The organism is Streptomyces sp. Tu 2975 (assembly GCF_009832925.1).
In the GTDB taxonomy this organism is placed as follows: Bacteria; Actinomycetota; Actinomycetes; order Streptomycetales; family Streptomycetaceae; genus Streptomyces.
Genome location: NZ_CP047140.1, coordinates 1,625,683 through 1,649,186, shown reverse-complemented (window position 1 = coordinate 1,649,186; position 23,504 = coordinate 1,625,683). Strand labels below are relative to the sequence as shown.

General features: G+C 71.5%; 23 protein-coding genes and 2 pseudogenes. 9 read left to right on the top strand and 16 right to left on the bottom strand.

What is annotated here, in order from left to right; translation table 11 throughout:
* Nucleotide 1 precedes the first annotated feature (1 nt).
* Both GLX30_RS07240 and GLX30_RS07235 read right to left on the bottom strand, forming a co-directional pair.
* Entirely contained in the window at nucleotides 2–955 is a 954-nt protein-coding gene (locus tag GLX30_RS07240; protein WP_159685011.1) for a HAMP domain-containing sensor histidine kinase, read from the bottom strand.
* Between the two features lie 415 nt (nucleotides 956–1,370).
* Entirely contained in the window at nucleotides 1,371–1,973 is a 603-nt protein-coding gene (locus GLX30_RS07235; protein ID WP_159685008.1) for a TIGR03086 family metal-binding protein, read from the bottom strand.
* A 140-nt stretch (nucleotides 1,974–2,113) separates the two neighbouring features.
* On the opposite strand from GLX30_RS07235, the gene GLX30_RS07230 reads away from it, so the two are divergent.
* Nucleotides 2,114–4,261, top strand: coding sequence for a hypothetical protein (locus GLX30_RS07230; protein ID WP_159685005.1), 2,148 nt, complete (start codon nucleotides 2,114–2,116; stop codon nucleotides 4,259–4,261).
* 67 nt (nucleotides 4,262–4,328) lie between these two features.
* Nucleotides 4,329–5,180 carry a hypothetical protein gene (locus GLX30_RS07225; RefSeq protein ID WP_208545381.1) on the top strand — a complete coding sequence of 284 codons (852 nt, stop codon included), beginning with the start codon at nucleotides 4,329–4,331 and terminating at the stop codon, nucleotides 5,178–5,180.
* Nucleotides 5,181–5,260: 80 nt separating this feature from the next.
* On the opposite strand, the gene GLX30_RS07220 is transcribed toward GLX30_RS07225, so the two are convergent.
* From GLX30_RS07220 to GLX30_RS07210, 4 genes are all read right to left on the bottom strand, one after another.
* Entirely contained in the window at nucleotides 5,261–5,857 is a 597-nt protein-coding gene (locus tag GLX30_RS07220) for an NAD(P)H-dependent oxidoreductase (RefSeq protein WP_159685000.1), read from the bottom strand.
* 1,381 nt (nucleotides 5,858–7,238) lie between these two features.
* The gene (locus GLX30_RS35085; protein ID WP_244258427.1) at nucleotides 7,239–7,721 is read right to left on the bottom strand and encodes a barstar family protein; all 483 of its coding nucleotides are present in this window, start codon (nucleotides 7,719–7,721) and stop codon (nucleotides 7,239–7,241) included.
* Complete coding sequence (locus tag GLX30_RS07215) at nucleotides 7,721–8,125, bottom strand: DUF6531 domain-containing protein (protein ID WP_244258052.1); 405 nt, start codon at nucleotides 8,123–8,125, stop codon at nucleotides 7,721–7,723. Before GLX30_RS07215 ends, GLX30_RS35085 begins: the two co-directional genes overlap by 1 nt.
* Complete coding sequence (locus GLX30_RS07210; protein ID WP_159684997.1) at nucleotides 8,122–9,633, bottom strand: carboxylesterase family protein; 1,512 nt, start codon at nucleotides 9,631–9,633, stop codon at nucleotides 8,122–8,124. The genes GLX30_RS07215 and GLX30_RS07210 overlap by 4 nt, the downstream gene beginning before the upstream one ends.
* Before the next feature lie 190 nt (nucleotides 9,634–9,823).
* On the opposite strand from GLX30_RS07210, the gene GLX30_RS07205 reads away from it, so the two are divergent.
* Nucleotides 9,824–10,690: a PhzF family phenazine biosynthesis isomerase gene (locus GLX30_RS07205; RefSeq protein WP_159684994.1), complete on the top strand. Its 867-nt coding sequence runs from the start codon at nucleotides 9,824–9,826 to the stop codon at nucleotides 10,688–10,690.
* 116 nt (nucleotides 10,691–10,806) lie between these two features.
* Here GLX30_RS07205 and GLX30_RS07200 read toward each other — a convergent pair whose 3' ends face one another.
* The gene (locus GLX30_RS07200) at nucleotides 10,807–11,028 is read right to left on the bottom strand and encodes a hypothetical protein (protein WP_159684991.1); all 222 of its coding nucleotides are present in this window, start codon (nucleotides 11,026–11,028) and stop codon (nucleotides 10,807–10,809) included.
* On the opposite strand from GLX30_RS07200, the gene GLX30_RS07195 reads away from it, so the two are divergent.
* Genes GLX30_RS07195 through GLX30_RS07185 form a run of 3 tightly spaced genes read left to right on the top strand, consistent with a single transcriptional unit; the run spans nucleotide 11,021 to nucleotide 13,418 of the window.
* Nucleotides 11,021–11,377: a hypothetical protein gene (locus tag GLX30_RS07195; RefSeq protein ID WP_159684988.1), complete on the top strand. Its 357-nt coding sequence runs from the start codon at nucleotides 11,021–11,023 to the stop codon at nucleotides 11,375–11,377. The two genes, GLX30_RS07200 and GLX30_RS07195, sit on opposite strands and share 8 nt — an antisense overlap.
* Before the next feature lie 53 nt (nucleotides 11,378–11,430).
* Nucleotides 11,431–12,123 (top strand): response regulator transcription factor, encoded by a 693-nt coding sequence (locus GLX30_RS07190; RefSeq protein WP_167306798.1) that lies wholly within the window; start codon nucleotides 11,431–11,433, stop codon nucleotides 12,121–12,123.
* A complete protein-coding gene (locus GLX30_RS07185) occupies nucleotides 12,120–13,418 on the top strand; it encodes a HAMP domain-containing sensor histidine kinase (RefSeq protein ID WP_159684985.1) in 1,299 nt (432 codons plus the stop codon). Before GLX30_RS07190 ends, GLX30_RS07185 begins: the two co-directional genes overlap by 4 nt.
* Before the next feature lie 240 nt (nucleotides 13,419–13,658).
* Here the strand turns inward: GLX30_RS07185 and GLX30_RS07180 are convergent, their stop codons facing one another.
* Nucleotides 13,659–14,504, bottom strand: coding sequence for a CAP domain-containing protein (locus tag GLX30_RS07180; protein ID WP_159684982.1), 846 nt, complete (start codon nucleotides 14,502–14,504; stop codon nucleotides 13,659–13,661).
* 294 nt (nucleotides 14,505–14,798) lie between these two features.
* On the opposite strand from GLX30_RS07180, the gene GLX30_RS07175 reads away from it, so the two are divergent.
* Complete coding sequence (locus tag GLX30_RS07175) at nucleotides 14,799–15,788, top strand: fibronectin type III domain-containing protein (RefSeq protein WP_159684979.1); 990 nt, start codon at nucleotides 14,799–14,801, stop codon at nucleotides 15,786–15,788.
* Nucleotides 15,789–15,828: 40 nt separating this feature from the next.
* On the opposite strand, the gene GLX30_RS07170 is transcribed toward GLX30_RS07175, so the two are convergent.
* Together GLX30_RS07170 and GLX30_RS34625 are read right to left on the bottom strand one after the other, a co-directional pair.
* Complete coding sequence (locus GLX30_RS07170; protein ID WP_159684976.1) at nucleotides 15,829–16,356, bottom strand: DinB family protein; 528 nt, start codon at nucleotides 16,354–16,356, stop codon at nucleotides 15,829–15,831.
* A 66-nt stretch (nucleotides 16,357–16,422) separates the two neighbouring features.
* Nucleotides 16,423–16,578 carry a hypothetical protein gene (locus GLX30_RS34625; RefSeq protein ID WP_208545380.1) on the bottom strand — a complete coding sequence of 52 codons (156 nt, stop codon included), beginning with the start codon at nucleotides 16,576–16,578 and terminating at the stop codon, nucleotides 16,423–16,425.
* 79 nt (nucleotides 16,579–16,657) lie between these two features.
* Between GLX30_RS34625 and GLX30_RS07160 the strand changes: the two genes are divergently transcribed.
* Together GLX30_RS07160 and GLX30_RS35080 are read left to right on the top strand one after the other, a co-directional pair.
* A complete protein-coding gene (locus GLX30_RS07160; RefSeq protein WP_159684973.1) occupies nucleotides 16,658–16,909 on the top strand; it encodes a DUF6400 family protein in 252 nt (83 codons plus the stop codon).
* Entirely contained in the window at nucleotides 16,893–17,123 is a 231-nt protein-coding gene (locus tag GLX30_RS35080; RefSeq protein WP_159684970.1) for a hypothetical protein, read from the top strand. Before GLX30_RS07160 ends, GLX30_RS35080 begins: the two co-directional genes overlap by 17 nt.
* A 58-nt stretch (nucleotides 17,124–17,181) precedes the next feature.
* Here GLX30_RS35080 and hypE read toward each other — a convergent pair whose 3' ends face one another.
* The 6 genes and pseudogenes from hypE to GLX30_RS07125 all read right to left on the bottom strand — a co-directional run bounded on the left by hypE (nucleotide 17,182) and on the right by GLX30_RS07125 (nucleotide 23,272).
* Nucleotides 17,182–18,222 (bottom strand): hydrogenase expression/formation protein HypE, encoded by a 1,041-nt coding sequence (hypE, locus tag GLX30_RS07150; RefSeq protein WP_159684967.1) that lies wholly within the window; start codon nucleotides 18,220–18,222, stop codon nucleotides 17,182–17,184.
* A gap of 64 nt (nucleotides 18,223–18,286) precedes the next feature.
* The gene (gene hypD / locus GLX30_RS07145) at nucleotides 18,287–19,426 is read right to left on the bottom strand and encodes a hydrogenase formation protein HypD (protein WP_159684964.1); all 1,140 of its coding nucleotides are present in this window, start codon (nucleotides 19,424–19,426) and stop codon (nucleotides 18,287–18,289) included.
* Complete coding sequence (locus GLX30_RS07140) at nucleotides 19,423–19,743, bottom strand: HypC/HybG/HupF family hydrogenase formation chaperone (protein ID WP_159684961.1); 321 nt, start codon at nucleotides 19,741–19,743, stop codon at nucleotides 19,423–19,425. The genes hypD and GLX30_RS07140 overlap by 4 nt, the downstream gene beginning before the upstream one ends.
* Before the next feature lie 38 nt (nucleotides 19,744–19,781).
* A pseudogene (hypF, locus tag GLX30_RS07135) lies at nucleotides 19,782–22,165 on the bottom strand (carbamoyltransferase HypF).
* Nucleotides 22,162–22,856: pseudogene (gene hypB, locus GLX30_RS07130) on the bottom strand (hydrogenase nickel incorporation protein HypB). Before hypB ends, hypF begins: the two co-directional pseudogenes overlap by 4 nt.
* A 2-nt stretch (nucleotides 22,857–22,858) precedes the next feature.
* Entirely contained in the window at nucleotides 22,859–23,272 is a 414-nt protein-coding gene (locus tag GLX30_RS07125) for a hydrogenase maturation nickel metallochaperone HypA (RefSeq protein ID WP_159684958.1), read from the bottom strand.
* Between the last annotated feature and the right edge of the window lie 232 nt (nucleotides 23,273–23,504).

The window sequence follows — 23,504 nt, the reverse complement described above, 5'->3', positions numbered from 1 at the left end:
ATCAGCGGCTCCCGGGTCGGGTGGGCACGTCGAGGCGTACCTCGGTGCCGCCCTGGGGGGCGGGGCCGAAGGTAAGTTCCGCGCCGACGAGCAGGGCACGTTCGCGCATGCCCCGGATGCCGGCGCCTTCGGGTGCTCCTCGGAGTCCTCGGCCGTCGTCGCGGATACGCAGTTCGACCCCGGTCGGAGTGCGGCGGAGAGTGAGTTCGATGTTCCTGGCGCCGGCGTGGCGGACGATGTTGGTGAGGCTCTCCTGGGCGACGCGGTAGAGGACCAGCTCGGCCTCCTCCTCAAGAGGCGGCAGGTCGGGTTCCAGTTGCCGTCGAGCGGTGATTCCCGAGTGGGCGGGAATCTCGGTGGTCAGTGCTTTGAGGGCGCTGGCCAGGCCGAGTTCTTCCAGGACGCCGGGACGGAGTCTGCGGGCGATACGGCGGATCTCGTCCAGACTGTCGCGGGTCGTCTCCTGGACCTGGTGCAGCTCGGTGCGCAGCGGCTCGGGGGCCTGGTCGCCGACGCGTTTCAGTTCGAGCAGGACCGCGGTGAGGGTTTGTCCGATCTCGTCGTGGAGTTCCTGGGCGATGCGCCGACGCTCGGCCTCCTGGGCGGACAGGGCCCGGGCGCTGTTCGTGGCACGTTCGGTCTCCAGGCGGTCGAGCATGGTGTTGAACGTCTGGATCAGGTCGGCGATCTCGCCGTGTCCGGTGACCGCGGGGCGAGGGCCGGGGCGCAGCAGGTCGGTGGTGTTCATGGACCGTGTGAGCCGGGCCAGGGGGGCCAGACCCACTCGCAGCAGGGCGGCGTTGGCGACGAGGAGGGTGACGAGACCGGCGGTGAGGATCGCGGCCTCGGTGAGCAGGACCGGGGTCGAGACCGTTACGGGGCCGAGCAGAAGCAGGGCCGTGGCCGCGACGAGGACCGTGGCGTCGAGCAGGAAGATCCGCCAGAACAGAGACACAGTCGTACGGCCTCCTCGGTAGCGATCTCCCACTATGACCCGCTCGGTCCGGCATCTGCGTGCATCGGCACCCCGTCCTGTGGCCGTCGCCGATGTTCTCCACTGCCAGCCTGGCGAAGCGTCGGGGCTCCGTCCATCCGGGCCGGTACCCATTTCGCCCCCACGGCAGCGGCGTCAGCTACACGGTCGGCTCCCCCCGATGTGGGTGCGGGCCCCGATGGTGTCCGTCCTGCGCGTCGGTGATCGTTGAGCCGGCGGGTATGCGGCCGGCCTCCGTCTCCCGGCCGAGGGGGACATGAAGGAGGACGGACGTGGTCGCGGGGCGGGACCGGGCCGCGCTGCCGGGCCCGCCGCACGTCGGCCGCCCGGGCCGCCGCCGTCCGCCGGCCCTGCCCCACGCCGCCCGGCCGCGCCGTCAGCCGCCCGGCCGCCAGTCGGGCCGCCGCCCGCTCATCCCGACGGCCCGGTCCAGCAGCGGCGCGTCGTCCGGCACGGCGACCGGCGGGCCGAAGATCTCGTCGCGCACGGAGTCGTCGTCCGACGGCCGCACCATCTCGTAGGAGACCGCCGCACTCGCCTCACCGGGGTCGTACTCCTGCCCCGTCGCCCGCGCCAGGTCCCAGCCGTGGATCACCAGCTCGTTCAGCGCGACACGCCCCGCGACCTGCCCCGGCAGGTCCACCCCGCCGGCCTGTGTCATGCCGTCCCACGCCGACGGCTGCCGCCAGGCCTCCGCCAGCTCGTCCAGCCGCCGGGGCAGCACGGTGCGCCACTTCTCGTCGAGCACCGGGAGCGAGCTGCCCGGGTCGGTGCCCGTCGTCGGACCGAAGTCCTTGCGCGCCGCGTCGCGGAACGCGAGGGACAGGCCGTCGATGTGGGCCAGCAGCTCGCGCACGGAGTAGTCGGGGCAGGGCGTCGGAGCGCCCAGCCGATCGTCACCGATCGCGTCGAGAAGGTCGGCCACGGCGCGGGCGGCGGGTGTGAGGTCGGGCACGGGTGTCACGTCGGATGTGTTCATGCAGGGGTGACCGGAGGCGCAGCCGGAACTCATCGCCCGGACGCCGCCCCCGCGCCCTGCGGAGGTGATCGCTCGCCCGATCGGGCTAACACCCGGCCCGGAAGGATCTCCGGCGCCGCCCGCCCTCATACGCTCCACGAGTGACTCGTACGAACGCCTTGAACACCGGCCGCGACGACTTCCTCACCTGGGTGTCCCGGGAAGGAGGCGCGGCGCTGCCCGTGCGCACCGCCGACGCGGTGCTGACGATGCTCGCGCTGCGCGGCGCGGACCGCAGGGCGGGCGTGCCCGAGCCCACGCCGCAGCTGGTCCGGCAGGTCCTGCACGAGGATCTGCCGCAGCTGCTGTCCGCGGACGACGAGGAGCTGGACGCCGTACCGGTCCTCCTCACCGCCTTGGCCGACCGGGTACGGGCCGCGGGCCGCCTCAACGCCAAACGCCACGCGAAGCTGATCGCCGCCGTGGAAGAAGCCGTCCCCGAGTTCCGCCGCGCCATGGCCGACCCGCTGAACCTGACCTGGCCCCGCTGGTACGCGTCGCTGATGCGTGCCGACGGCGTCGACCGCGACGACGCCGACGCGGTGCGGGCCTGGCTCGACGCGCACGAGAGCACGCCGCACGCGGACCGGCCCGCCCTCCCCGAGCCGCTGCACCGCTCGGACCTCGCCGACCGGACCTTCTCCGTACGCGCCCGGCTCACCGAAGCGCTGTTCGAGGCCTTCGCCCGCGACACCGGCGCGGCGTCACCGGCCGGCCGGCTGCTGCCCGCGCCACCACTGGACGCCGACCGACCCGACGACGCGCTCACCGGCGAACTCGATCACATCGCGGCCGACTTGACCGACCGGTGGACCGCGGCGGGGCTCGAGGGAGCACTGACCGGACGGCACGCCTCCCTCGCTCCCGGCCCGGAGGCCGTGCCGCACGCGTCCCTCGCCGACCACATGCTCGACGAACACCTCGACTACTACGGCGACTCCGCCGTCCCGCTGCCGCCCCCGGCCGCCGTCCCCGCACCGGACGAGATCCAGGGCCTGCTGCACGCCGCGCCCCTGCCCGCCGCCCTGGCGTCCGGAACCTTCGAGGACGAGCTGCGGGAAGTATCGGAGCGCTGCGGGCTCCCCGGCCCCGCCTCCGACGTGTGGACCGGGGGCACCCCGCAGGAACTCCTCGAACTGGCCGCCGACATCCTGGCCGCCCAGGCCGAACGGCTGCCGCCGGTCACCGGCCCCGACGACGCGTACTCGTTCGACGCCGCGCACATCCTCTACTCGCTCTACGAACGCGGCAGCACCCCGGACTCGGTGGCACGCAAGATCTGCGACGCCAAGGACGACGGGGTGGCCCCCGAACTGGAGGACGCGCCCGCCCCCGTCCCGGGCAGCGCCCCGGCCGCCTACGAGACCCCCTCGCCCGAGGAGCTCTCCGCGTTGCTCGGGATGCCCGGCCGCACCGAGGAGGACCGGGCCGAGATCGACGCCCCCGCCAGAGGACTGGCGGCCGTGGTCGACCGACTGGCCCTGACCGGCTGCCTCTTCAGGACGGGCGACACCTACGGGCTCACCCCCCTCGGCGCCGCCGTCATGCGGCACGTGATCACGGTCGGCCACGTGGCCGCCCCCGACCAGGAGACTGTCGCCGGCTGGGACGCGGCACGGACCGTCGCGGCGGTCCGGCACTGGCCCACCCAGCTCGCCGCCTCCGCCCTCGCCGCCTTCGCGGACCGGCACGGGGGCACGGACCAGGCATGGGGCGAACTCCTAGCCGCGGTCGCCGCGGCCAGGTCCGAGGACGCCAACGCCGCCCGCACGGCCGAATACTTCGCGCAGCTCGACCGCGCGGGTGTCCCCACCACCGCGCTGCGCGCCGCACTCGGCGACCCGGTCACCGGCGCCGCCGCCCGGCGGCTGCTGCTGTCCCGTGGCGAGAGCGTCCCCGAGGACGCGGTCCCGCTCGGCGCACGTGCCACGGTGCTCGTCGAGGAGCTGGACCAGCGCTGGATCGACGACATGCTCGTCCATGTGAAGCGCCGCGACGACTCCGGGGACAACGGCATCCCGGGACCGGCCGACATCCCGCCCGCGTCCCTCCTCCCCGCCTTCGACGCGGCGGCCGCCGCATGGCCGGGCGGCGGCACCGCCCTGCTGGAGGCCCTGGCCACCGCCGACCCCGCCACCTCCCTGCGCGTCCTCGACAGCCTGCACACCCACCACCCGGACCGCACGGTGGCGGCCGCGGCGGGCCGTGCGAGGAAATCCGCGCAGCGCACGCTGTCCGGCCGGCGCTGACTCCCGGCCGGGTCCGGACGCCGGGTGCCCGACGGATAGGTTGGCCGCCGGCCCACCGTCCGAGGAGATGCCCGTGCCCGCCCGCCCCCGCCTGCTGTTCGTGACCGACCTCGCCTATCCGGCCAGGGGACGGCGCTACGGCGACGAGGACGTCTTCCTCACGTCGCGCCTGCGCGACGAGTTCCGTCTCGCGCTGTGCCACCCGCTCGACGCGGCCGAGCTGATGGACGCCTTCGACGCGGTCGTCGTCCGCAACAGCGGCCCCGTGCTCCACTACCAGAAGGAGTACGACGCGTTCCGCGAGCGGGCCACGGCGACTGGCGTCCGCGTGTACAACCCGCTTGACGGACGGGGCGACATGGCGGGCAAGCAGTATCTGCTGGACCTGACGGTGGCCGGTCACCCGGTCATCCCCACCGTCGACCGGCCGCAGCACCTGGCACGGCTCCCGGAGACCGCCGAGTACGCGGTGAAGCCGAAGGCGGGCGCCGACTCCATAGGTCTGGACTTCGTTCCGCGCCAGGACCTCGCCAAGCTCGCCGCACGTGGTGACCTGCTCGTCCAGCCTCGGGTGGACTTCCGGTACGAGGTGTCCTTCTACTTCGTCGACGACGCCTTCCAGTACGCGCTGTACGCCCCCGACCCCGAGCAGCGGTGGGTCCTCGAGCCGTACGCGCCCACCGAGGCGGATCTGCGCTTCGCGAAGAGGTTCGTCGACTGGAACACCCTCGATCACGGGATCCAGCGGGTCGACGCCTGCCGCACGAGGACGGGCGAGCTGCTCCTGGTCGAGCTGGAGGACCTCAACCCGTACCTGTCCCTCGATCTGCTCCCCGAGGCCACGCGGGACGCCTTCGTCACCGCGATGAAGGCGTCCTTGCACCGCTTCCTGGACAGGCCGGCGCCGCCACCACGCTGACGCCGACCGCCCGGCGGCGCGAACGCGGCCGTACGGTGGCACGAATGCGGCTGCCCGGTGGCGCGAACGCGGGCGTACGGTCAGCCGGACGCCAGCGCCGCGGCCTCGCTCCGTGCCCGTCGCAGCCACTCCGCACGCTCCCGCCCCGTCGAGTCGGTGACCGTACGGAAGACCACCCGCCGTACGTCGTCGACACCGACGTACGGCAGCACGCACGCGGCCCAGACGAGCTGCAACGGGTCCCCGAACTCGCCTTCCTCCCGGTCGGCCGGGGTGTCCGAGGTGTTCAGCACGAGCGCCCTGCCCGCCGTCAGCAGACCGACGGGCTCGCCGTCGGCGCTGCCGAGCTTGTACGCGACGCCGGGCACCAGCACGCGTTGCACCCAGCCGGCGAGGACGGCCGGCGGCATGCCCCACCAGTTGGGGTGGACGAACACGAGGGCATCGAGCGAGGCCACTTCCGCGCGGTGCAGGGCCACTTGGGGCTCGGGCGCCTCGTCCGACGCCCGGACCGTCTCCGTCTCGCCGGCGCTCAGCACCGGCGGGAAGCCCTCGGCACACAGGTCGTGCGCGAGCACTTCGGCCCCGTGGGACCGCAGTTCGCCGACGACCGCGTCGAAGAGGGCGTGGTTGAAGCTGCCCGGCCGTGGGTGGGCAAGATAGACCCCGATGCGCATGTGCGTGATCCCCCCGGATCGTCGTGAGCCGGTGCCTCGTCCTCGGACGGGCCTGCTTGCCGCTTGGCCCCGAGCGACCGACTGCCCGTACAAGCCTGCCACGGCAGCACCGGGAGCGGCCAGCGAAGTGAGCTTCTCCCACCGTGTGGTGGCCATGAACGCGGTGGAGACCCGTCACACGCCTCGGCGACGGCATGGCTGCTGGGCCTCCTGAGCTCAGGCACGACTGCGGGCCATCCCCCTGCCTCTTGGGCGAGGTAGGACCGGTCCACTCGTTGCTTGACTACGGAGGACGAGAATGGCTGGTGACGGTGCCGGACTGGGCAAGATCGAAGGCCTGACCGTCAGCGAAGTGCCGAGCTGCTCGCCGCTGCCCGCGACCTTCTCCCTACCCGGACGCTTGGGTCTCGATTGGAGAACAGGACCCGGCTCCGCATCGGAAAGGTCAGCGACGAGCCGCTGTTCATGCTCGCGAGGACTGCACAATCCAGGTCCTGCTGGACTGGGATGTCATGTTGTCGCACAGTACCGAGCTCGAGCCGTGGGGGACGGCATGGACTCACTCTGCTCTTCGGTCCCTGCTGCACCCGCGTCAAGGGGGCGGACAGCACCGACCCCTCGTGGCCGGTCCCACGCGAGCTCGGACGCGTCGACGACCAGATGTAGCGTCGCCGCGCCCCGCGGGTTGCAACTCGGACGAACGCGTTCACCTACCGAACAGGGTGGACGCCTTGTCAGCTCCTACCGCGGCTTGGTCAGAACGGGGATACTTGAGCTCGACAACGCCGACGTGTCGGCTTGTAAGGCGGCCTGGTGAATCATGCCTGCAACGCGCGGATATCATTCAAGGCAGCAAGGTAGTCACTTCGAACTCCGCGTACCCAGGGCCCTTCCCTTCTCTAAAATTTTCACTATGCCCTTACTGTCACGTCTGAAGTCGAGCCCGAAGGATGTGTCGATCCCCGTGAATGACACCCCCCTTTGTTTGCCGGTGAGGAGTGGGCCGAGGCAGTCGAGCAGAAGAGTTACCGAGGGATAGATCATCATGCCTTGGTCGGGAATGCGGCCTGTCGTTCCAGCTGCTCCGGAGTCCCCTTCGCAGAGAATATCGCCAAGGTCAAATCCACTGGGCGCACCTTGCCCAGGGCGAACCGAAAACTTCCAATTAATCACGGGGTGTAACTCTTTCCTACCGGGAAGAAGGTGATAATACGGTTCCCGTCGTTGGAATCCACGACGAGCCTGCAATCACCGATCTGCCCGTTCCTTCAGCCGGCGCGGTCCCGCATGCCAGTGCGACGGAAAAGGGCAGAAGTGCTGCGGAGTGCCTCCTTTCCGATTGCAGGCACTCCCTTTTCCTACGGTAGCCACTGCGGCGGGACTATAGGTTGGGGCGCTCCTGAAGTTCTCCAAGGTGTGCCGCGAGGCTGTATGCGGACTCCTTGTTGCATGTAAGGACGACGGATAGATTGCTGCGCGTTACACCCTCGGGTCGCTTGACATAGGACCATCGCTGACCAGCGCGCCATAGGGTCCTGAAAAGCTCCTCACGAGCAACGCCATCCTCACAAAGTACACTCTCGGCAGATTCAATAATCAGGATGTGATGATCCGACGAAAGCCATTGCAGGTCGCGAAGACAATCATAGAACGCATTCCAATTCCAGCCAAAATATTCAGGAAACTCAAGGTCTTCCCGAAATTTCTGAAACACTGACATCTCATCGGGCATCTCTTGGCCATTGAGGCGTGCAACGTAAACACTGCCCGACGCGGGTAGGAGTTCATCGAGAGGTACACCACCGCCTGTTGTGACGATGTGCATCCACGGTGCGATATGGATTGCCGACGCTTCTTCTTCCATCACTCCACCCATTGTCGCTGGTCGACGGTGGACGACCAGGTGGGACCGAACCAGCGGCCGGACCGGCGCGAGGAATCATGCGTGCGCTGGAACACCAGTGGCAGAGAACCAGGCAAGGCGATGTCAGTCTGCGGCAGGAGCATGCGGCCGGTAGCGACGTCAATGGGGTCCCGGTCACACTTGGTCTCTGTGCACTTCTTGCCGTTGCTGTCCGGGTTCTTCTCGTGATCTCCTCGGGAGCCGCCCGGCTTGTTGGCGTCGGGCAGGTGTTTGCCGGCGGTGACCAGCCCCTTGGCCGCGCCTGCGCCCTTGGTGCCGACCGCCTCGGCGAACAGACGGCCGATCCCCTCGGCCGGGTCGCTCTTGAATGTCTCCCAGGCGTTCTTCAGGGCGCTCCGAGTCACGGCTCCAGCGGCCGGTACTCGAAGTCCCCCCACAGCGGCCGGGTATCTGGCAGCGGGGTGCGGGCCTCGCCGTCGTCCGGCGCCCAGATCCGGGCGGGGCCGGACCCTGACGAATCGAGGGACTGCCATCCGGGATCGCCGGTCGACGCGAACTCCGCCCAGGCGGCGAGCATGCGCCGCGACAGGTGGTCGTCCGCCGGGGAGGGTGGGCCGCCGAGGAGGAACTCCACCGGGGCCAGGCCGTGGTTGCCGAACGCCAAGGGCACGTCGGCGCAGTGCCAGGCGCGCACGCCTTCTTCAGTTCCGGGCGACCGCCGGTCGAAGCGGGACATGAACGCCCGCCCGCCTGCCCGCGCGTGCGCCTCGCCGAGGCGGCTGCTGTACTCGGCGAACAGCAGGTCGCCGAAGACCGAGAGGTACACGTCGAGCACCGGCGCGTCGTCCGGCAGGAGGGCCCGGTAGCGGTCCGGCAGGTCGTCCGGCAGCCCGAAATCGGCCGCGAACCGTTTCAGCCCGTCCCAGGTCGTGATCTTCGCACTGCTGCCGACCGCGTCCATCAGCCAGTACTCCTGCGTGGTGTGGCAGACCAGCAGGTCCACCTCCCTCCCGGCCCCCGCGGTCACGGCGGCGAGCGGGTCCGCCGGCAGGATGTCTCCGTCGGCGACCGGAGCGTAGAGCACCGGGTCGTAGTGGAGGTGTCCCGACGCGGGGTCGCGGCGGTAGTCGTCCGCGACCGTGTCGGAGGCGGCGACCAGCGTCTCCGGCGGGGTCGCTGCCAGGGCCGCGGCCGTCGCCGGGACGCCCGCCGCTGCGGCGACCCGCGCGGTGATCTCCCGCGCCAGCCCGGCCGACCAGCACGGGCCGACCGCGCTGTGCGCGATCGCTCGGCGGAACAGCCCCCGGGCCCGGTCCATCACCATCAGAGCGGCCACCGAGGTCGCGCCGGCGGACTGTCCCGCCGCGGTGACGTTTTCCGGGTCGCCGCCGAACGCGCCGATGTTCTCCCGTACCCACCGCAGCGCCGCGACCTGGTCGAGCAGCCCGCGGTTGTCCGGGTGAAGCGTGCCGTCCCCGTCCGCCGGTACGTGTCCGAAGCCCTCGAAGCCGACCCGGTAGTTGATCGTCACCACGATGAGCCCGCCGTCCCGCGCCAGGGCCGTCCCGTCGAAGTCGGGCTGCGCCGACGATCCGAAGGTGTACGCCCCGCCGTGGATCCACACCAGCACGGGCAGCGAGGTGGCGCCCGCCGGGGCCCACACGTTGAGCGTCAGGACGTCCTCGTCGCCGGGCGACCACGACGGCGCCCCCGGCAGCTCGGCCGACTGTGGGGCGACGGGCCCGAAACGGGTGCAGTCCCGCACTTCCGTCCAGGGCTCGACGGGCAGCGGCTCGCGGAATCGCGCCGCCCCGAAGGGAGGAGCGGCGTACGGGATCCCGAGCACGGCCACCACATCGTCCGCGACCCCGCGCCCGCGCACAGGCCCGTCGTTCGTCCGGAACACCACCACGGAAACGCAACCCCCGTCTCGCCGTATCGAGCCGGCCGCGTTCCCGGCCGGCTCCCGCGGGCCAGCATCCCAGCGCACCGGCCGCGGGCACCAACACCAAGATCACCCCGATTGACGCAGCTGGGTTGTCGATCCCGGACCCTGGGCACGGCCGGGAACAAGACTGCCCTGCCCGGGAGTTCCGACGATCATGACGACGAAGAACGAAGTCCTGCGCTACACCGCCTTCTCCGGCGACCCCGCGGGCGGCAATCCCGCCGGGGTCGTCCTCGACGCCGCGGGACTGGACGACGCGGGGATGCTCGCCATCGCCGCGGAGGTCGGGTACAGCGAGTCCGCGTTCGTGACCGCGCCGCCCGAAGGGCTCGCGGGGGAGCCGGGCAGGGTGTTCACCATCCGCTACTTCAGCCCCAAGGCCGAGGTGCCGTTCTGCGGGCACGCAACCGTCGCCACCGCCGTCGCCCTCGGCGAGCGGATCGGGCCCGGCGACCTCGTGTTCGCCACCCGCGCCGGGACGGTCCCGGTGACCGTGACCGAGGAGGACGGCGCACTGCGGGCGACACTGACCACGGTCGAGCCGCACAGCGAGGAGATCGCGGACGCGGACGTCGCGGAGGCGCTGGCCGCGCTGGACTGGCCGGCCGCCGACCTGGATCCCGCGCTGCCGCCGCGTATCGCCTTCGCGGGCGCCCGGCACCTGGTGCTCGGCGCCGCGAGCCGGGCACGGCTGGCGGACCTGGCGTACGACTTCGACCGCCTCGAGGCCCTGATGCGCCGTCTCGACCTGACCACGGTCCAGCTGGTGTGGCGGGAGTCGGAGACCGTCTTCCACGTACGCGACCCGTTCCCGGTCGGCGGCGTCGTCGAGGACCCGGCGACGGGCGCGGCGGCAGGCGCGTTCGGCGCGTACGCCCGCGAGCTGGGCCTGGTCCCCGAGGCGTCGGTGCTCACCCTCCACCAGGGCGCGGACATGGGCCGCCCCGGTGTGCTGACCGTGGAACTGCGCGCGGGCGACAAGCGGGTAAGGGTGTCGGGGGCCGGGACACGGATCGCCTGACGCGGATGCCGCCCGGCCTGCGGAAAAAGTCTCCGGTCCGAGGCGGTCAGAACGGGGCGGTCGGAACGAGGCGGTCGGAACGGGGCGGTCAGAACGGGGCGGTCGGAACGAGGCGGTCAGAACGACGTCTCGCGCACGCTCGCCCGGTCGGAGGGCTCGATCGTGGCGGTGATCTCAGAGCGGTGGCGGGCGGCCGAGAAGGTCGCCGTCAGTGTCTCCGGCGCGGTCTGCGACGTGCTGACCGTGAAGCCCTCGTTCGGCACGGCCGAGATGAGGCACACACCGCCGCTGCCGTAGCGCACGGTCGCCTTGCCGCCCTGGGAGGAGATCGTGTGCACGCCGGAGCCGCCCTCCTCGCAGCCCTGGCCGCTGTCCGGCGGGGTGGCTGGCTGGTCCCCGGGCGGGGGCGGCGTCGTGCGGGCCGCCGGTGTCGGCGTCGCCGTACGCGGCTTCCCGGTCGTCGGGGACGGCGCCGGTGACCGCGTGCGCACGCTCGGCGTCGGCTCGGGGCTGGGTGAGGGGGAGGGGCGGGCCGCGGGGGAGGACGACCGGGGCGACGCCGCGAAGTCCCTGGGCGCGGACTGCGCGACCGGTGCCGTCGGTCTGGTCGAACCCACCACGAAATGGACCGTGATCATCACGGCCGTGACGCTGGCCGCGGTGCACGACAGCCAGATGAGCAGATAACGCGGAAGGCGGGACACGACACCATACTGACGGACCGGCTAACGTGCCTGCTCATGGCCTCCGTACTTGTCGTCGAGGACGACCCTGTCATCCGGGCCGCGCTCATCGAGGTCCTCACCGGACACGGGTACGCGGTGAAGACCGCCCACCAGGGCTTCGAGGCGCTGCGCGAAGTGACCCAGTGCCCGCCCGACATCGTGGTGCTCGACCTCGGGCTGCCCGACCTGGACGGGCTCGACGTTCTGCGGATGATCCGGGGCATATCCCGGGTTCCCGTCCTGGTCGCCACCGCTCGCGACGACGACACGGAGACCATCAGGCTGCTCAACGCGGGGGCCGACGACTACATGGTCAAGCCGTTCTCCGGCGGCCAGTTGGCCGCCCGGCTGGCCGCCGTGCTGCGCCGGTCCGGGCCGGCTGTGGACGCCGTCGACCGGCAGCCCGTCGTGCAGGTCGGGGAGTTGCGGATCGACCCTCGGGCCCGCACCGCCCATCTCGCCGGACGTGAACTCGCTCTCACCCGGCGGGAGTTCGATCTCCTCGCGTATCTGGCGGCACACGCGGACCAGGTGATGTCCCGCAAGCGGATCCTCGCCGAGGTGTGGCAGCAGCCGTACCTGGAGGACCAGACCGTGGACGTCCATCTCTCCGCTCTCCGCAGGAAATTGGGCGAAAAGGCGTCAGACCCCCGATATCTCCATACAGTGCGAGGAATCGGCATCAAACTGGTCGCTTCGGCCTCATGAGACGCGCCCTCGCCGGGATCGCGCTGGCCGTGACGTCGATGGTCGCGCTTTCGTTCCTCATCCCCCTCGCCCTACTGGTCCGCGAGCAGGCCCGCGACCGGGTGACCACCGCCGCGGAGCAGCGGGCGTCCGCCCTGTCCCCGGTCCTCGCCCTCACCACCCGCCGGAGCGACGTCCAGCAGGCCGTCGTGGAGCTGGACTCCCACGACCGGCTGGCCGTACGGCTCCCGGACGGCGGTTTCGTCGGCACCCCGCACGCACCGCGGGAAGCGCTCGACCGGGCGGTGCGCAGCCGGGGCACGCTGGCCATGGACACCGCGGAAGGGTGGGTCTACCTCCAGCCCGTCGTCCTGCCGGGGGACCGGGTCGCCGTCGTCGAGGCGTACGTGCCGGCAGCGGACCTGACCCGCGGAGTGTGGGCCTCCTGGGGCGTGATGTCGCTGCTGGCCCTGGGGCTGGTGGGCGGCTCCGTGCTCGTCGCCGACCGGCTCGGCGCCCGCGTCGTCCGGTCCTCGCAGAGCCTGAAGCGCGCGTCACTTGCGCTCGGCTCCGGCGACCTGGACGTGCGGGTGGAACCGGACGGTCCGCCGGAGCTCCAGGACGCCGGCGCGGCGTTCAACACCATGGCCGACCGAGTCGTGGAGCTGCTCGCCATCGAACGCGAGATGGTCGCCGACCTCTCGCACCGTCTGCGCACCCCGCTGACCGCGCTGTACCTCGAGGCGGACCTCATGGGCCCCTCGCCGGGAGCCCGGCGGATCACCGCGGCCGTCTCCCAGCTGGAGAGCGAACTCGACTCGATCATCACCGCCGCCCGTACCCCGCTGGCCGCGGGCCAGGGCAGCGGCCAGGCGCCGGTACGGCCCTGCGAGGTGACGGAGGTCGTGGCGATGCGACTCGACTTCTGGTCGGTGCTCGCCAAGCAGCAGAACCGGATCTGCGAACGCTCCTTCACGCCACGGCGGACGCCCGTGCGGTTCCTGGAGGACGACCTCGCCGCGGTGGTGGACGCCTTGATCGGCAACGTCTTCCGGCACACCCCGCAGGGCACCGCCTTCGCCGTACGGGTGGAACGGGACGACAAGCACGTGGTGCTGACCGTGGACGACGCCGGCCCCGGCGTCGCCGATCCGCAGGCGGCCCTCACCCGCGGCGTCAGCGTGGGCGGCGCGGGCAGCACCGGGCTCGGCCTGGACATCGTGGCACGAGCGGCGCAGGCCGCGGACGGACACCTGGAGATCATCCGCTCCCCGATGGGCGGCGCGCGGGTGCGGGTGTCCTTCGGTCTTGTGTGACGCGTCTACGGGCCGTGCGACGACGTTCCTTGTGACCTCACCGACCCGATTCAGCCCGACCCGACCCGACCCGACCCGACCCGATTCGGCCCGGTTCGGGGGCGGATGCGTCGCCCGGGTGACACGGGACGTGTCGGACATTCGTCCCGCGTTGCGAAGCTGGTGGAAGTCCCGCTCACCGGCAACGCGCAGGGCCCCGGGGGTCGTACCTTCGGGGCCGCATGATGCTCCGGGCAGGCCTCAGCGGCCGGCGCCGAAGTTCTGCGTCCACCACGGGCCGCCGTCACCGAAGTGGACGCCGACGCCGAGCTCCTTGAACGAGCAGTTCAGTATGTTCGCGCGATGACCGGGGCTGTTCATCCATGAATTCATCACGGAGGCGGCGTCCGCCTGCCCCCTGGCTATGTTCTCGCCCAGCGTCGACCAGACGTATCCGGCGGCCTCGACGCGGCTCGTCATGGTGGAGCCGTCGGGCCCGGTGTGCGACATCACGCCGCTGCGGGCCATGACGTCGCTGTAGTCGTCGGCGGCCTGCGTCAGCTTCGCGTTGGCCGTGAGCGGCGAGCATCCCGCGGAAGCGCGCTCCTTGTTGACGAGCGACAGGACCTGGGCCTCGGGACCGCTCGGGTCCGAGCCGCCGGAACCGCCCGAAGTGCCGGAGCCGGACCCGCCGGAGGAGGAGGCCGGCCGGTCGCCGCCCGTGGGAGCGCCGGTCGCCGCCTGCGTCGTCGTCCGCGGCCGGGGCTTCGTCGTGGACGCCGTCGGGCTCGGAGCCCGCTTCGGTGCTGCGGAGGCGGTGACGCTCGGGCTCGGTGAGGCGCTCGCACTCGCCGAGGGGGAGGGCGACGCGAGGAGCGACGGGCTTGCCGCGGTCTCCTCGCCGCCCGCCTCGGCGGCGTCCCCGGCGGCGTTGGTCTCCACCCGGCTCGCTCCGCCCTCGTCCCCGCCGCCGGTGGCCAGAGTCACCCCGACCCCGGCGGTGACGGTGATCACACCGATGGCCAGCACGGCGCTGCGTGCCCGCAGACCGGTCTTCGGACGGGCATGCGAGCGGGCGTTGGGGCGGTCGGCTCGTCGAGAACCCATGCTTACGACACCTCGGAAGGAAGACGGCTGAGCAGTCGTGATCCCGGGGGGCGCCGCTGCGCCCACCGGGATCACGGTGGGGGGTTGCCGAGATCGTAAGCCGGTTCGAACGGTGCCGTACCGCGCTGACGGCTTCTTCAAGAAGCCATAAGGAAGGCATCAGGCTCACGCAAGGTACGAAGGCGGCGCGGCCGCTCCGGGCGGGCCGGTGCCGCGGGTGTCTTGTGGGGGACACCAGACTGTGGCATACAGGTCTGGACCAATGCCCGTCGTCCGTCACGCGGAGGCCCGACCGTGCACCGTCCCCCCACCTCTGTCACGCCGCACCGCTCCGCCGCCCTCCTTCTCACGGCCTTCACCGCCCTCGCCGCCCTCGCGACCCTCACCGCCTGCGCCGGCGAGGCCGAGGACGACAAGCCGCCGTCCACGCCCTCCGGAGTGACCGCCCAGGCGGGCAGCGCCACGTCCGTGCACGTCATGTGGGACAAGTCCTCCGACAACACGGCGGTCACCGGCTACGAGGTCTACCGCAAGGGCACCAAGGTCACGTCCCTGCCGGGCAGCAAGCACATGGTGGACGTCGACGGACTGGCGCCGCTGACCGCGTACAGCTTCACCGTGCGGGCACGGGACGCGGCCGGGAACCTGTCGGCGCCCAGCGCCCCGATATCCGTGACCACCCCGGCCCCCGCCCCGGACGACCGCCGGGCCCCGAGCCGGCCGGCAAAGGTCGAGGGACGTACGGACGGCAGCACAGCGGTGACCCTGACCTGGGAGCGGGCCGCGGACGACACCGGCGTCACCGCGTACGACATCTACCAGGAGGACTCACGCATCCACAGCGTGAGCGGCACGGAGACCGGCGCACGCGTCACCGGTCTGCGGCCCGGCACCGTCTACACCTTCACCGTGCGGGCCCGCGACGCCGCGGAGAACTCGTCGCCCGACAGCGACCCCGTCGATCTCACCACCCCTTCCGCGCCGGGCGACAGCGGCGGCAGCACGGCGCCCACCGATCTCGAGGCGAGCGCCCGCAAGGGCACCGTCGAGCTGCGATGGATCCCGCCGCGGACGGGCGCCCCGGTCGAGGAGCACCAGCTGTATCTGAACGGCAGGTTGGCGACCACCATCGTCTGGGGCGCGCAGCCGCCCGCCGGGACGGCCGTGTACACCATGACCGTCACCGACGAACCCGGCACCCGCTACAGCATCAAGCTCCGGGCGAAGCTGCCGGACGGCAAGTGGGGCGACTTCTCCGCCCAGCGGACGGTGGTGGTCCGCTGAGGCGGAGGGCATGGGCCTCGTGGCGCGGGGACGGTCACCGCTACGCGCCCGTGACGCCGTCGATGCTCTCCCTCAGCAGATCGGCATGGCCGTTGTGGCGCGCGTACTCCTCGATCATGTGGACCAGGATCCAGCGCAGCGACACCCCGTCGCCGCCGAGGACCGCCGCGTTCTCCTTCGAGAGCGTGCCGGAGTCGTCGAGCGAAGCGTCCGCGATCAGCTCACGGCTCCGGTCGACCTCGGCCTGCCACGCGGCCAGGGCCTCGTCGATCCCGCGGTCCGCGGCGAGGGCGTAGCCGAATCCGCCGTCCTCGCCGTAGACCAGCGGGACGTCCTGGCCCGCGAACACGCGCTGGAACCAGTTCCGTTCGACCTCGGTAAGGTGCTGGACCAGGCCGAGGATCGTCATCGACGACGGTGTCACGGCGGCGCGGCGCACCTGGTCGTCGTCGAGGCCGGCGCACTTGAGTGCCAGTGTCGCGCGGTGGAAGTCCAACCAGCTTTCCAGCATGCCCCGTTCACCGGCGTACGGGGGCGGGATGGGGCGTCCGTCGGGTGTCGTCTCCATACGCAGCACCCTCGCACACGTCACCGACAGCCGACCTGACGTCGCCGACCCTGCCGGCGGGTGGGGCTACTGCGCGGGCTTGAGCTCGGCCGTCTCGTTCCACCCCTGGCCGGGCATCGCGACATCGACGGTCTCCGGAGTGGTGGCGATCGCGGTGGCCTTCGACCCCCGACAGGGCAGGCGCCCGGGAGGGTCGAGGAGCGGAGCGATGAAGTGCGTCACACCGCCTTCACGGCACGTCCGCCGCTCTGGTAGACGTGGCCGGGTCCGGCTTGTAGCACCTTCGTACGAAAGCACCCCCATGGACCAGGGCTCCGCACCCGACCACGTGAACTTCACCATCGACCTCACGCTCGAGGAGGCCCGCCGACGGGCCGAGGTCATGGCGGCCCTGGGGCCCGACTGGGATCCCGTGGCCGCACTCCGCTCGGAGGAGGCGGCCCATGCGCTCCTCTACTCCGGCCTGGACGCGGAACAGGAGCAGGTGTACCGACGGCTCGTGGCTGCGGGTGTGCTGCCGGGACGGGAGCCGGGCGATGCGGCTTCCGATTGATCCCCAGGCGGACCGCGCCCGGCGGGCATGGGTCGCCTGCCCCGGCTGCGACGACGCGCGTGGCTGCGTGACCTGCTCGGAGCGGCGCAACTGCTCCGAGCACTGGCGTTATCTCATCTCGAACGAGGGTGCCAGGGTCCATCTGCAGTGCCCGGCCTGTGCGCACACATGGACGTGGGACACGCGTCCCGACAGCGGTCGACGGACCGCCTGAGGCGTGATCCGCCGGCCGCGACGGCACCTGCGCCCGGCGCCCGCGCGGCCGGTGCGCCTCAGCAGATCCGCGGCAACTGTTCCCCCACGGGCAGATCGACGACCCGTGTGCCGCCGAGACCGGTGCGGGCGACCACCATCCCGCGGTGCTCGTCGACCACCTCGCCGATCACGGCGGCCTCCGCGCCCAGGGGATGGGCGCGCATGGCCGCGAGGACCTCCTCGGCGTGCTGACGCGCGACGAAAGCGACCAGCTTCCCCTCGTTCGCCACGTACATCGGGTCCAGGCCCAGAACGGCACATGCGTTGGCAACGGGCTGCGGGACCGGCACGTCCCGTTCCCGGACGACGACCCCCGTCCCGGACGCGGCCGCGATCTCGTTGAGCGAGGCGGCCAGTCCCCCGCGCGTCGGATCACGCAGGACGTGCAGGTCGGGCGTGACGGCGAGCATCGCCTCGACGAGGCCCCCGAGCGCCGCGCAGTCGCTCTCGATCTCGACCCCGAACTCAAGTCCCTCGCGCACGCTCATGATCGCCACCCCGTGGACACCGATGGCGCCGCTGACGATCACGACATCGCCGGGCACGACCCGCTGGGGACGCAGATCGACCCCCTGCGGGATCAGTCCGATGCCGGAGGTGTTGATGTAGATGCCGTCGCCGTGACCGGCCTCCACCACCTTGGTGTCGCCCGTCACCACCTCGACCCCGGCGGTGCGCGCCGCCGCCCCGAGGGCTTCGGCGACGCGACCGACGACGTCGATCCCGACGCCTTCCTCGAGGATGAAGCCGCAGGACAGGTAGGCGGCGCGGGCCCCGCTCATGGCGAGGTCGTTCACCGTTCCGTTGACGGCCAGATCACCGATGCTGCCACCCGGGAAGAACATGGGCCGCACCACGAAGGAGTCGGTGGAGAAGGCCAGCCGCGCCCCGCCGAGTTCCAGGGCGGCGGAGTCCGTCAGGGCGGACAGCAGCGGGCCGCCGAAGGCCGGGGCGAAGACCTGCTCGACGAGCTCGGCGGACATGACCCCGCCTCCGCCGTGGCCCATCACGATCCGCGGCCGGTCGCTCAGCGGGACGGGGCATGTCCAGGAGAGCATGTCCGGCCCTACGCGGTCACCCGCAGCGGTGGACGGGTCCGCAGGACGGGGAGCGCTGGTGGTGTCAGACAACGGCACTGCCCTCCAGGGACGGGGCTCCCGAGGACGGGGCCTTCAGTTCGAGCCGCCGGTACAGGTAGTACGCGGCGCAGGCGCCCTCGCTGGAGACCATCGTGGCGCCCAGCGGCGTGCGGGGTGTACAGGTCGTGCCGAAGGCCTCGCACTCGTGAGGCTTCAGCAACCCCTGCAGAACCTCCCCGCTGCGGCACTCGGCCGGCTCCCGGGTGTTGATGCCGTCGACCGAGAAGCGGTACTCGGCGTCGTAGTCCCGATAGCGCTCGGACAGCCGCCAACCGCTGTCGGGGATGACGCCGATGCCGCGCCACGGCCGGTCCGTGACCTCGAACACGTCGTCGAGCATGGCTCGGGCGGCGGGATTTCCCTCGGCCCTGACGGCGCGCGGGTAGGCGTTGTCCACCGAGTGTTCGCCCCGCTCCAGCTGCAGGACGGTGCGCCGTACCCCCTCCAGGATGTCCAGTGGCTCGAATCCGGTGACGACGATGGGCACCCGGAAGCGCTCGGCGAGTTCCGGGTACTCCTGCGTCCCCATCACGCTGCACACATGTCCGGCGGCGAGGAACGCCTGCACACGGCAGTTCGGGGACTGCATGATCGCCTCGATCGCCGGAGGCACGCGTACATGCGAGACCAGAAGGCTGAAGTTGCGGATCCCGAGCTTGCGCGCCTGATGCACCGTCATCGCGTTGGGCGGCGCGGTGGTTTCGAAGCCGATGCCGAAGAACACGACCTCACGGTCCGGGTTCTGCTCGGCGATCCGAAGAGCGTCGAGGGGCGAGTAGACCACCCTGACGTCGCCGCCGGCCCCTCGGACCTGGAAGAGGTCCCGCCCGGTGCCCGGGACGCGCAGCATGTCACCGAAGGAGCAGAAGATCACCCCGGGGCGTGAGGCGATCTCGAGGGCCTTGTCGATCACTTCGAGCGGTGTCACGCACACCGGACAGCCCGGCCCATGAATCAACTCGACCTCGTCCGGCAGGAGCTGGTCGATCCCGTGCCGGATGATGGTGTGGGTCTGGCCGCCGCAGACCTCCATCAGCGCCCATGGCCGCGTCACCGTGGCGCGGATCTCGTCCAGCAGCCTTGCCGCCAGGTCCGGGTCGTGGAATTCGTCGATGTACTTCACCGCTGTACCTCCTCGGCCACGCCGTCCTGCGCCGGCCGTTCCGCTTCTTCCATGTGGGCGGCCGCTTCCCACGGGTCGCCGAACTCCTCCTGGAGCATGCCGAGGTTCTCGAACAGCTCCAGCGTTCTGCGGGCCGATTCCTCGTCCAGCCGCTGCAGGGCGAAGCCGACATGGACGATGGCGTACTCACCGACCTGCAGGTCCGGCAGGTACTCGAGGCACACCTCCTTGACCACTCCGCCGAAGTCGACGGTGGCCATGCGGGTGCCGTCCCTGTCCTCGACGCCCAGCACTCTGCCGGGTACCGCAAGGCACATGTGTGTCTCCTAACGTTGGGCTGGTGGGCCTGTGCCCGTCATCCGGCCTCGGCTGCGGCGTGGGCGGCCACGAGGAGCTGGCCCACGGCCAGCCCTCCGTCGTTCGGCGGGATCCGCTGATGGCGCAGGACGGTGAAGCCGTCATCGCGCAGACCGCGGGCACAGAGGGAGGAGAGCAGGACGTTGGCGAACACCCCGCCGGTCAAGGCGACGGTCTCGAGGCCGGCCTCGTCACGCGCAGCGGCGCACACCGTGCGGACGAGCCGCGCCACCGCCCGGTGGAAGCGCGCCGCGACGGCGGGCGCCGGGGTGCCGTGCCGCAGGTCCTCGACGACTGCGCCGAGCAGTGGTGCGGGGTCGCACGCGACGGGCGACCCGGCCGACCGGACCAGCCGGAACGCGTACCGTGCGTCGTCCTCGGACTCCGCGCCGACAGCGGCGGCCTCGAGCTCGATCGCGGCCTGCGCCTCGTAGCCCGCGAGATGGCAGACTCCGGCCAGCGACGAGACGGCGTCGAACAGACGGCCCATGCTCGACGTGGGGACGCAGTTCAGGTTGCGCGTCAACTGCCGGCCCAGCGGTTCCAGTTCAGCGGCCGGACAGGCCGTTACGCACGGCAGGTCGTCGCTCCAGGGCATGCCCGCCGCACGCAGGTGCGCCAGGGCCATGCGGTAAGGACGCCGCACGGCCGCGTCCCCGCCGGGCAGCGGTACGTAGGCGAGATGCGCGAACCGGGAGTAGCCGGCGTAGTCCGCGATCAGGAACTCGCCGCCCCACACCGCGCCGTCGTCCCCGTGGCCGGTGCCGTCGAAGGCGACTCCGATCACCGGGCGGCTGCCGTCCAGGCCGTGCTCGGCCAGGGCGGCCGCGACGTGGGCGTGATGGTGCTGGACCCGCACGACCGGCCGCCCGTCGGCATGGCGGTGCGCCCACTGCGCCGATCGATAGGCCGGGTGCCGATCGGCGACCACCATGCGGGGCCGCACTCCAGTGATGGACTCCAGCTGCTTCTCCGCGCGCTCGAACGCCAGCTGCGTCGCGAGGTCGTCCATGTCCCCGACGTGGGCCGAGAGCCAGGCTTTGCGGCCCTCGCCGAGACAGAAGGTGTTCTTCAGGTCTCCGCCGACGGCAAGGGCGGGTACCACCGGCACGGGCAGGGTGAGAGGCAGCGGGGCGTGTCCACGGGAGCGACGCAGCATCAGGGGCTCGCCGTCGCAGACACGCATCACCGAGTCGTCGCACGGCACATGGATGGGGCGGTCGTGCAGCAGCCAGGCGTCCGCGAGGCCGGCCAGCCGTGTCTGTGCTTCCGTGTCGTCGGTGACGATGGGTTCGCCGGCGATGTTGCCGCTGGTCATGACCAACAGCCTGGGCGCGTCGTCCTCCTGCGTGCCGAGGAGCAGATGGTGCACCGGCGTATAGGGGAGCATGACGCCGAGGTCGGGGCTGCCCGGTGCGACGCCTTCACAGGGAACGGCAGTGCCGGGCCGAGGGCGCGCGCCGGGACGGCGTCGCATCAGGACGACGGGCCGTTCCTTCCCGGTGAGCAAGTCCCTCTCGGCTGAGCCCACTCGGACAAGGTGCTCGACGTCGGAGATGTCCTTGGCCATCAGGGCGAACGGCTTGTCGCCACGGGCCTTGCGCCGCCGCAGCTCGCCCACCGCCGCGGAGTTGCTCGCGTCGCAGGCCAGGTGGTAGCCGCCGAGTCCCTTCACGGCGACGATCGCGCCCCCGGCGAGCAACCTGCGCGCTGCGGCGACCGGGTCGGTGTTCGATGCCTCGGCCGGGAGTGCTCCTGCGCCGTCGCTCCCCGCGACGATCAACCGCAGGCGGGGGCCGCAGGCGGGGCAGGCGACCGGCTGCGCGTGGAAGCGGCGGTCGGCCGGGTCGCCGTACTCCCGTGCACAGTCGGGGCACATGGGAAACCCGGCCATGGTCGTGTGGTCGCGGTCGTAGGGCAGACCGGTGACGATCGTGAATCGCGGCCCGCAGTGCGTGCAGGTGATGAACGGATGGCGATACCGCCGGTCAGCCGGATCGGAGAGCTCCGCGAGACAATCGGCACAGGTGGCCGTGTCCGGGGACACCAGGGTGCGCACGGGGCCGCCGGCCAGGGACGGGACGATGACGAAGCCGTTCCCCCGAGGGCCGGCACCTCGGTGGCCTCCACCGATTCGACGAGTGCGAGGGGCGGCGCTTCGGGGGCGATGCGCGCGCAGAACCGCGCGACGTCGGCCGGTTCCCCTTCGATCTCCACCACCACGCCGTCGACCGTGTTGGTCACATGGCCCGAAAGCCGCAGTCCTGTGGCCAGCGCGTACAGGTAGGGCCGGAATCCCACACCCTGTACCACGCCGCGCACGACGACCCTGCTGCGCACCACTTCCGGCGCCAGGGCCGCACCGGACTGCGGCGTGATCACGCGCGTGCCTGAGCCATCACCGGAGCGTGGACGGCGCTTCCCCCGGCCGCCGAGAGGGCCCGGTCGACGAGGCAGCCGGCGCCCTCTCCGTTGCGTACGGACGTGAGGACCACCTCCACGCCCGGGTTGACCTGCTGCACATTGCTGCGGAAGACCGCCTCGTCGAAAGCGGCGGGCTCGGCCATGTCGGTCTTGGTGACGACGACCAGGTGCGCCAGCCCGAACGCGGTGGGGTACTTGAGCGGCTTGTCCCCCCCTCGGTCACGGAAGCGAGGACGACCCGGAGCGACTCACCGAGGTCGTAGGAGGCGGGGCACACCAGATTGCCGACGTTCTCGACGAAGAGCAGCCGTGTGTCCTCGGGCAGCCAGTTGTGCAGATGCCCGGCGAGCATGTCGGCTTCCAGGTGGCACAGCCCGTCGGTGAGGATCTGCTTGACGGGGACGCCGGAGCGGGCCAGGCGTTCTGCGTCGTTCTCGGTGGCCAGGTCCGCGGTGAGGGCGGCGGTGGGGACGCCGCGTTCCCGTGCCAGCAGCAGCTCCTGTTCGAGCAGGGCGGTCTTTCCGCTGCCGGGGCTGGAGAGCAGGTTGACGACCGTGGTGCCCCGGGCGGTCAGCTCGGCACGCAGAATCCGTGCCGCCGCCTCGTTCTTCGCCAGGACGGCCTGCTGGAGGTCGACTACTCGGCACATGCTCAGCTCTCCTCGGGAATCGGTTCGCGGATGCGTGCGTGTGTCACGTCGGCATCGGTCCCGGCCGCGGCGTCGGTCCACCGCACCTCGGAGATCCGCAGCTCACGGCCCGAAACGAGGTCCGCGGCGGCATCGCCGCAGGCGGGGCAGATCAACTGCGGCGGCATGCCGACGTCCCACACGTCCGCGCACGCGCCGCAGCGTGCGGTGCCCGTGACGGACCGCGTGACGAGTTCGGCGCCCTCGAGGACCGTGCCGGCGCAGGCGAGTTCGAAGCAGAAGGCCAGCGCGTCGGGAACGACCCCGGCCAGCTCCCCCACCTCGAGGCGCACGCTCTCGACACCCACGGCCCCACCGGAGCGCGCTGCCCGCTCGACCTGGTCGACGACGGCGAGCGCGACGGACATCTCGTGCATCGCTCTCCGTCCTGTGCCGGTGGTGTCTCCGGCGCCCATTACAGGGCGGCGCCGTGGGCGCCCGGCGTCCGGCGCGCCGGGGTCACACCGTTGCGTACGCCGTTCGGTTCAGCCGGGCCGCCCCGCCGGCCCGGGTGAGCACTCCGGGCGTCACATCCTGCGGATGCGCAGGTACCGCATGATGTCGGGCAGGACGCCCCTGACGATGGCGGCAACCGCGGTGGCGGCTGTG

What these genes read in the sequence shown, in the direction of transcription:
- GLX30_RS07170 (WP_159684976.1), bottom strand. Translation starts at nt 16,356, where the DNA reads ATGGAGACGACACCCGACGGACGCCCCATCCCGCCCCCGTACGCCGGT.
- GLX30_RS35080 (WP_159684970.1), top strand. Translation starts at nt 16,893, where the DNA reads ATGCGGCTTCCGATTGATCCCCAGGCGGACCGCGCCCGGCGGGCATGG.
- GLX30_RS07140 (WP_159684961.1), bottom strand. Translation starts at nt 19,743, where the DNA reads ATGTGCCTTGCGGTACCCGGCAGAGTGCTGGGCGTCGAGGACAGGGAC.
- GLX30_RS07160 (WP_159684973.1), top strand. Translation starts at nt 16,658, where the DNA reads ATGGACCAGGGCTCCGCACCCGACCACGTGAACTTCACCATCGACCTC.
- hypE (WP_159684967.1), bottom strand. Translation starts at nt 18,222, where the DNA reads ATGCTCTCCTGGACATGCCCCGTCCCGCTGAGCGACCGGCCGCGGATC.
- GLX30_RS35085 (WP_244258427.1), bottom strand. Translation starts at nt 7,721, where the DNA reads ATGGAAGAAGAAGCGTCGGCAATCCATATCGCACCGTGGATGCACATC.
- GLX30_RS07225 (WP_208545381.1), top strand. Translation starts at nt 4,329, where the DNA reads ATGCCCGTGCCCGCCCGCCCCCGCCTGCTGTTCGTGACCGACCTCGCC.
- GLX30_RS07185 (WP_159684985.1), top strand. Translation starts at nt 12,120, where the DNA reads ATGAGACGCGCCCTCGCCGGGATCGCGCTGGCCGTGACGTCGATGGTC.
- GLX30_RS07190 (WP_167306798.1), top strand. Translation starts at nt 11,431, where the DNA reads ATGGCCTCCGTACTTGTCGTCGAGGACGACCCTGTCATCCGGGCCGCG.
- GLX30_RS07180 (WP_159684982.1), bottom strand. Translation starts at nt 14,504, where the DNA reads ATGGGTTCTCGACGAGCCGACCGCCCCAACGCCCGCTCGCATGCCCGT.
- GLX30_RS07125 (WP_159684958.1), bottom strand. Translation starts at nt 23,272, where the DNA reads ATGCACGAGATGTCCGTCGCGCTCGCCGTCGTCGACCAGGTCGAGCGG.
- GLX30_RS07220 (WP_159685000.1), bottom strand. Translation starts at nt 5,857, where the DNA reads ATGCGCATCGGGGTCTATCTTGCCCACCCACGGCCGGGCAGCTTCAAC.
- GLX30_RS07235 (WP_159685008.1), bottom strand. Translation starts at nt 1,973, where the DNA reads ATGAACACATCCGACGTGACACCCGTGCCCGACCTCACACCCGCCGCC.
- GLX30_RS07205 (WP_159684994.1), top strand. Translation starts at nt 9,824, where the DNA reads ATGACGACGAAGAACGAAGTCCTGCGCTACACCGCCTTCTCCGGCGAC.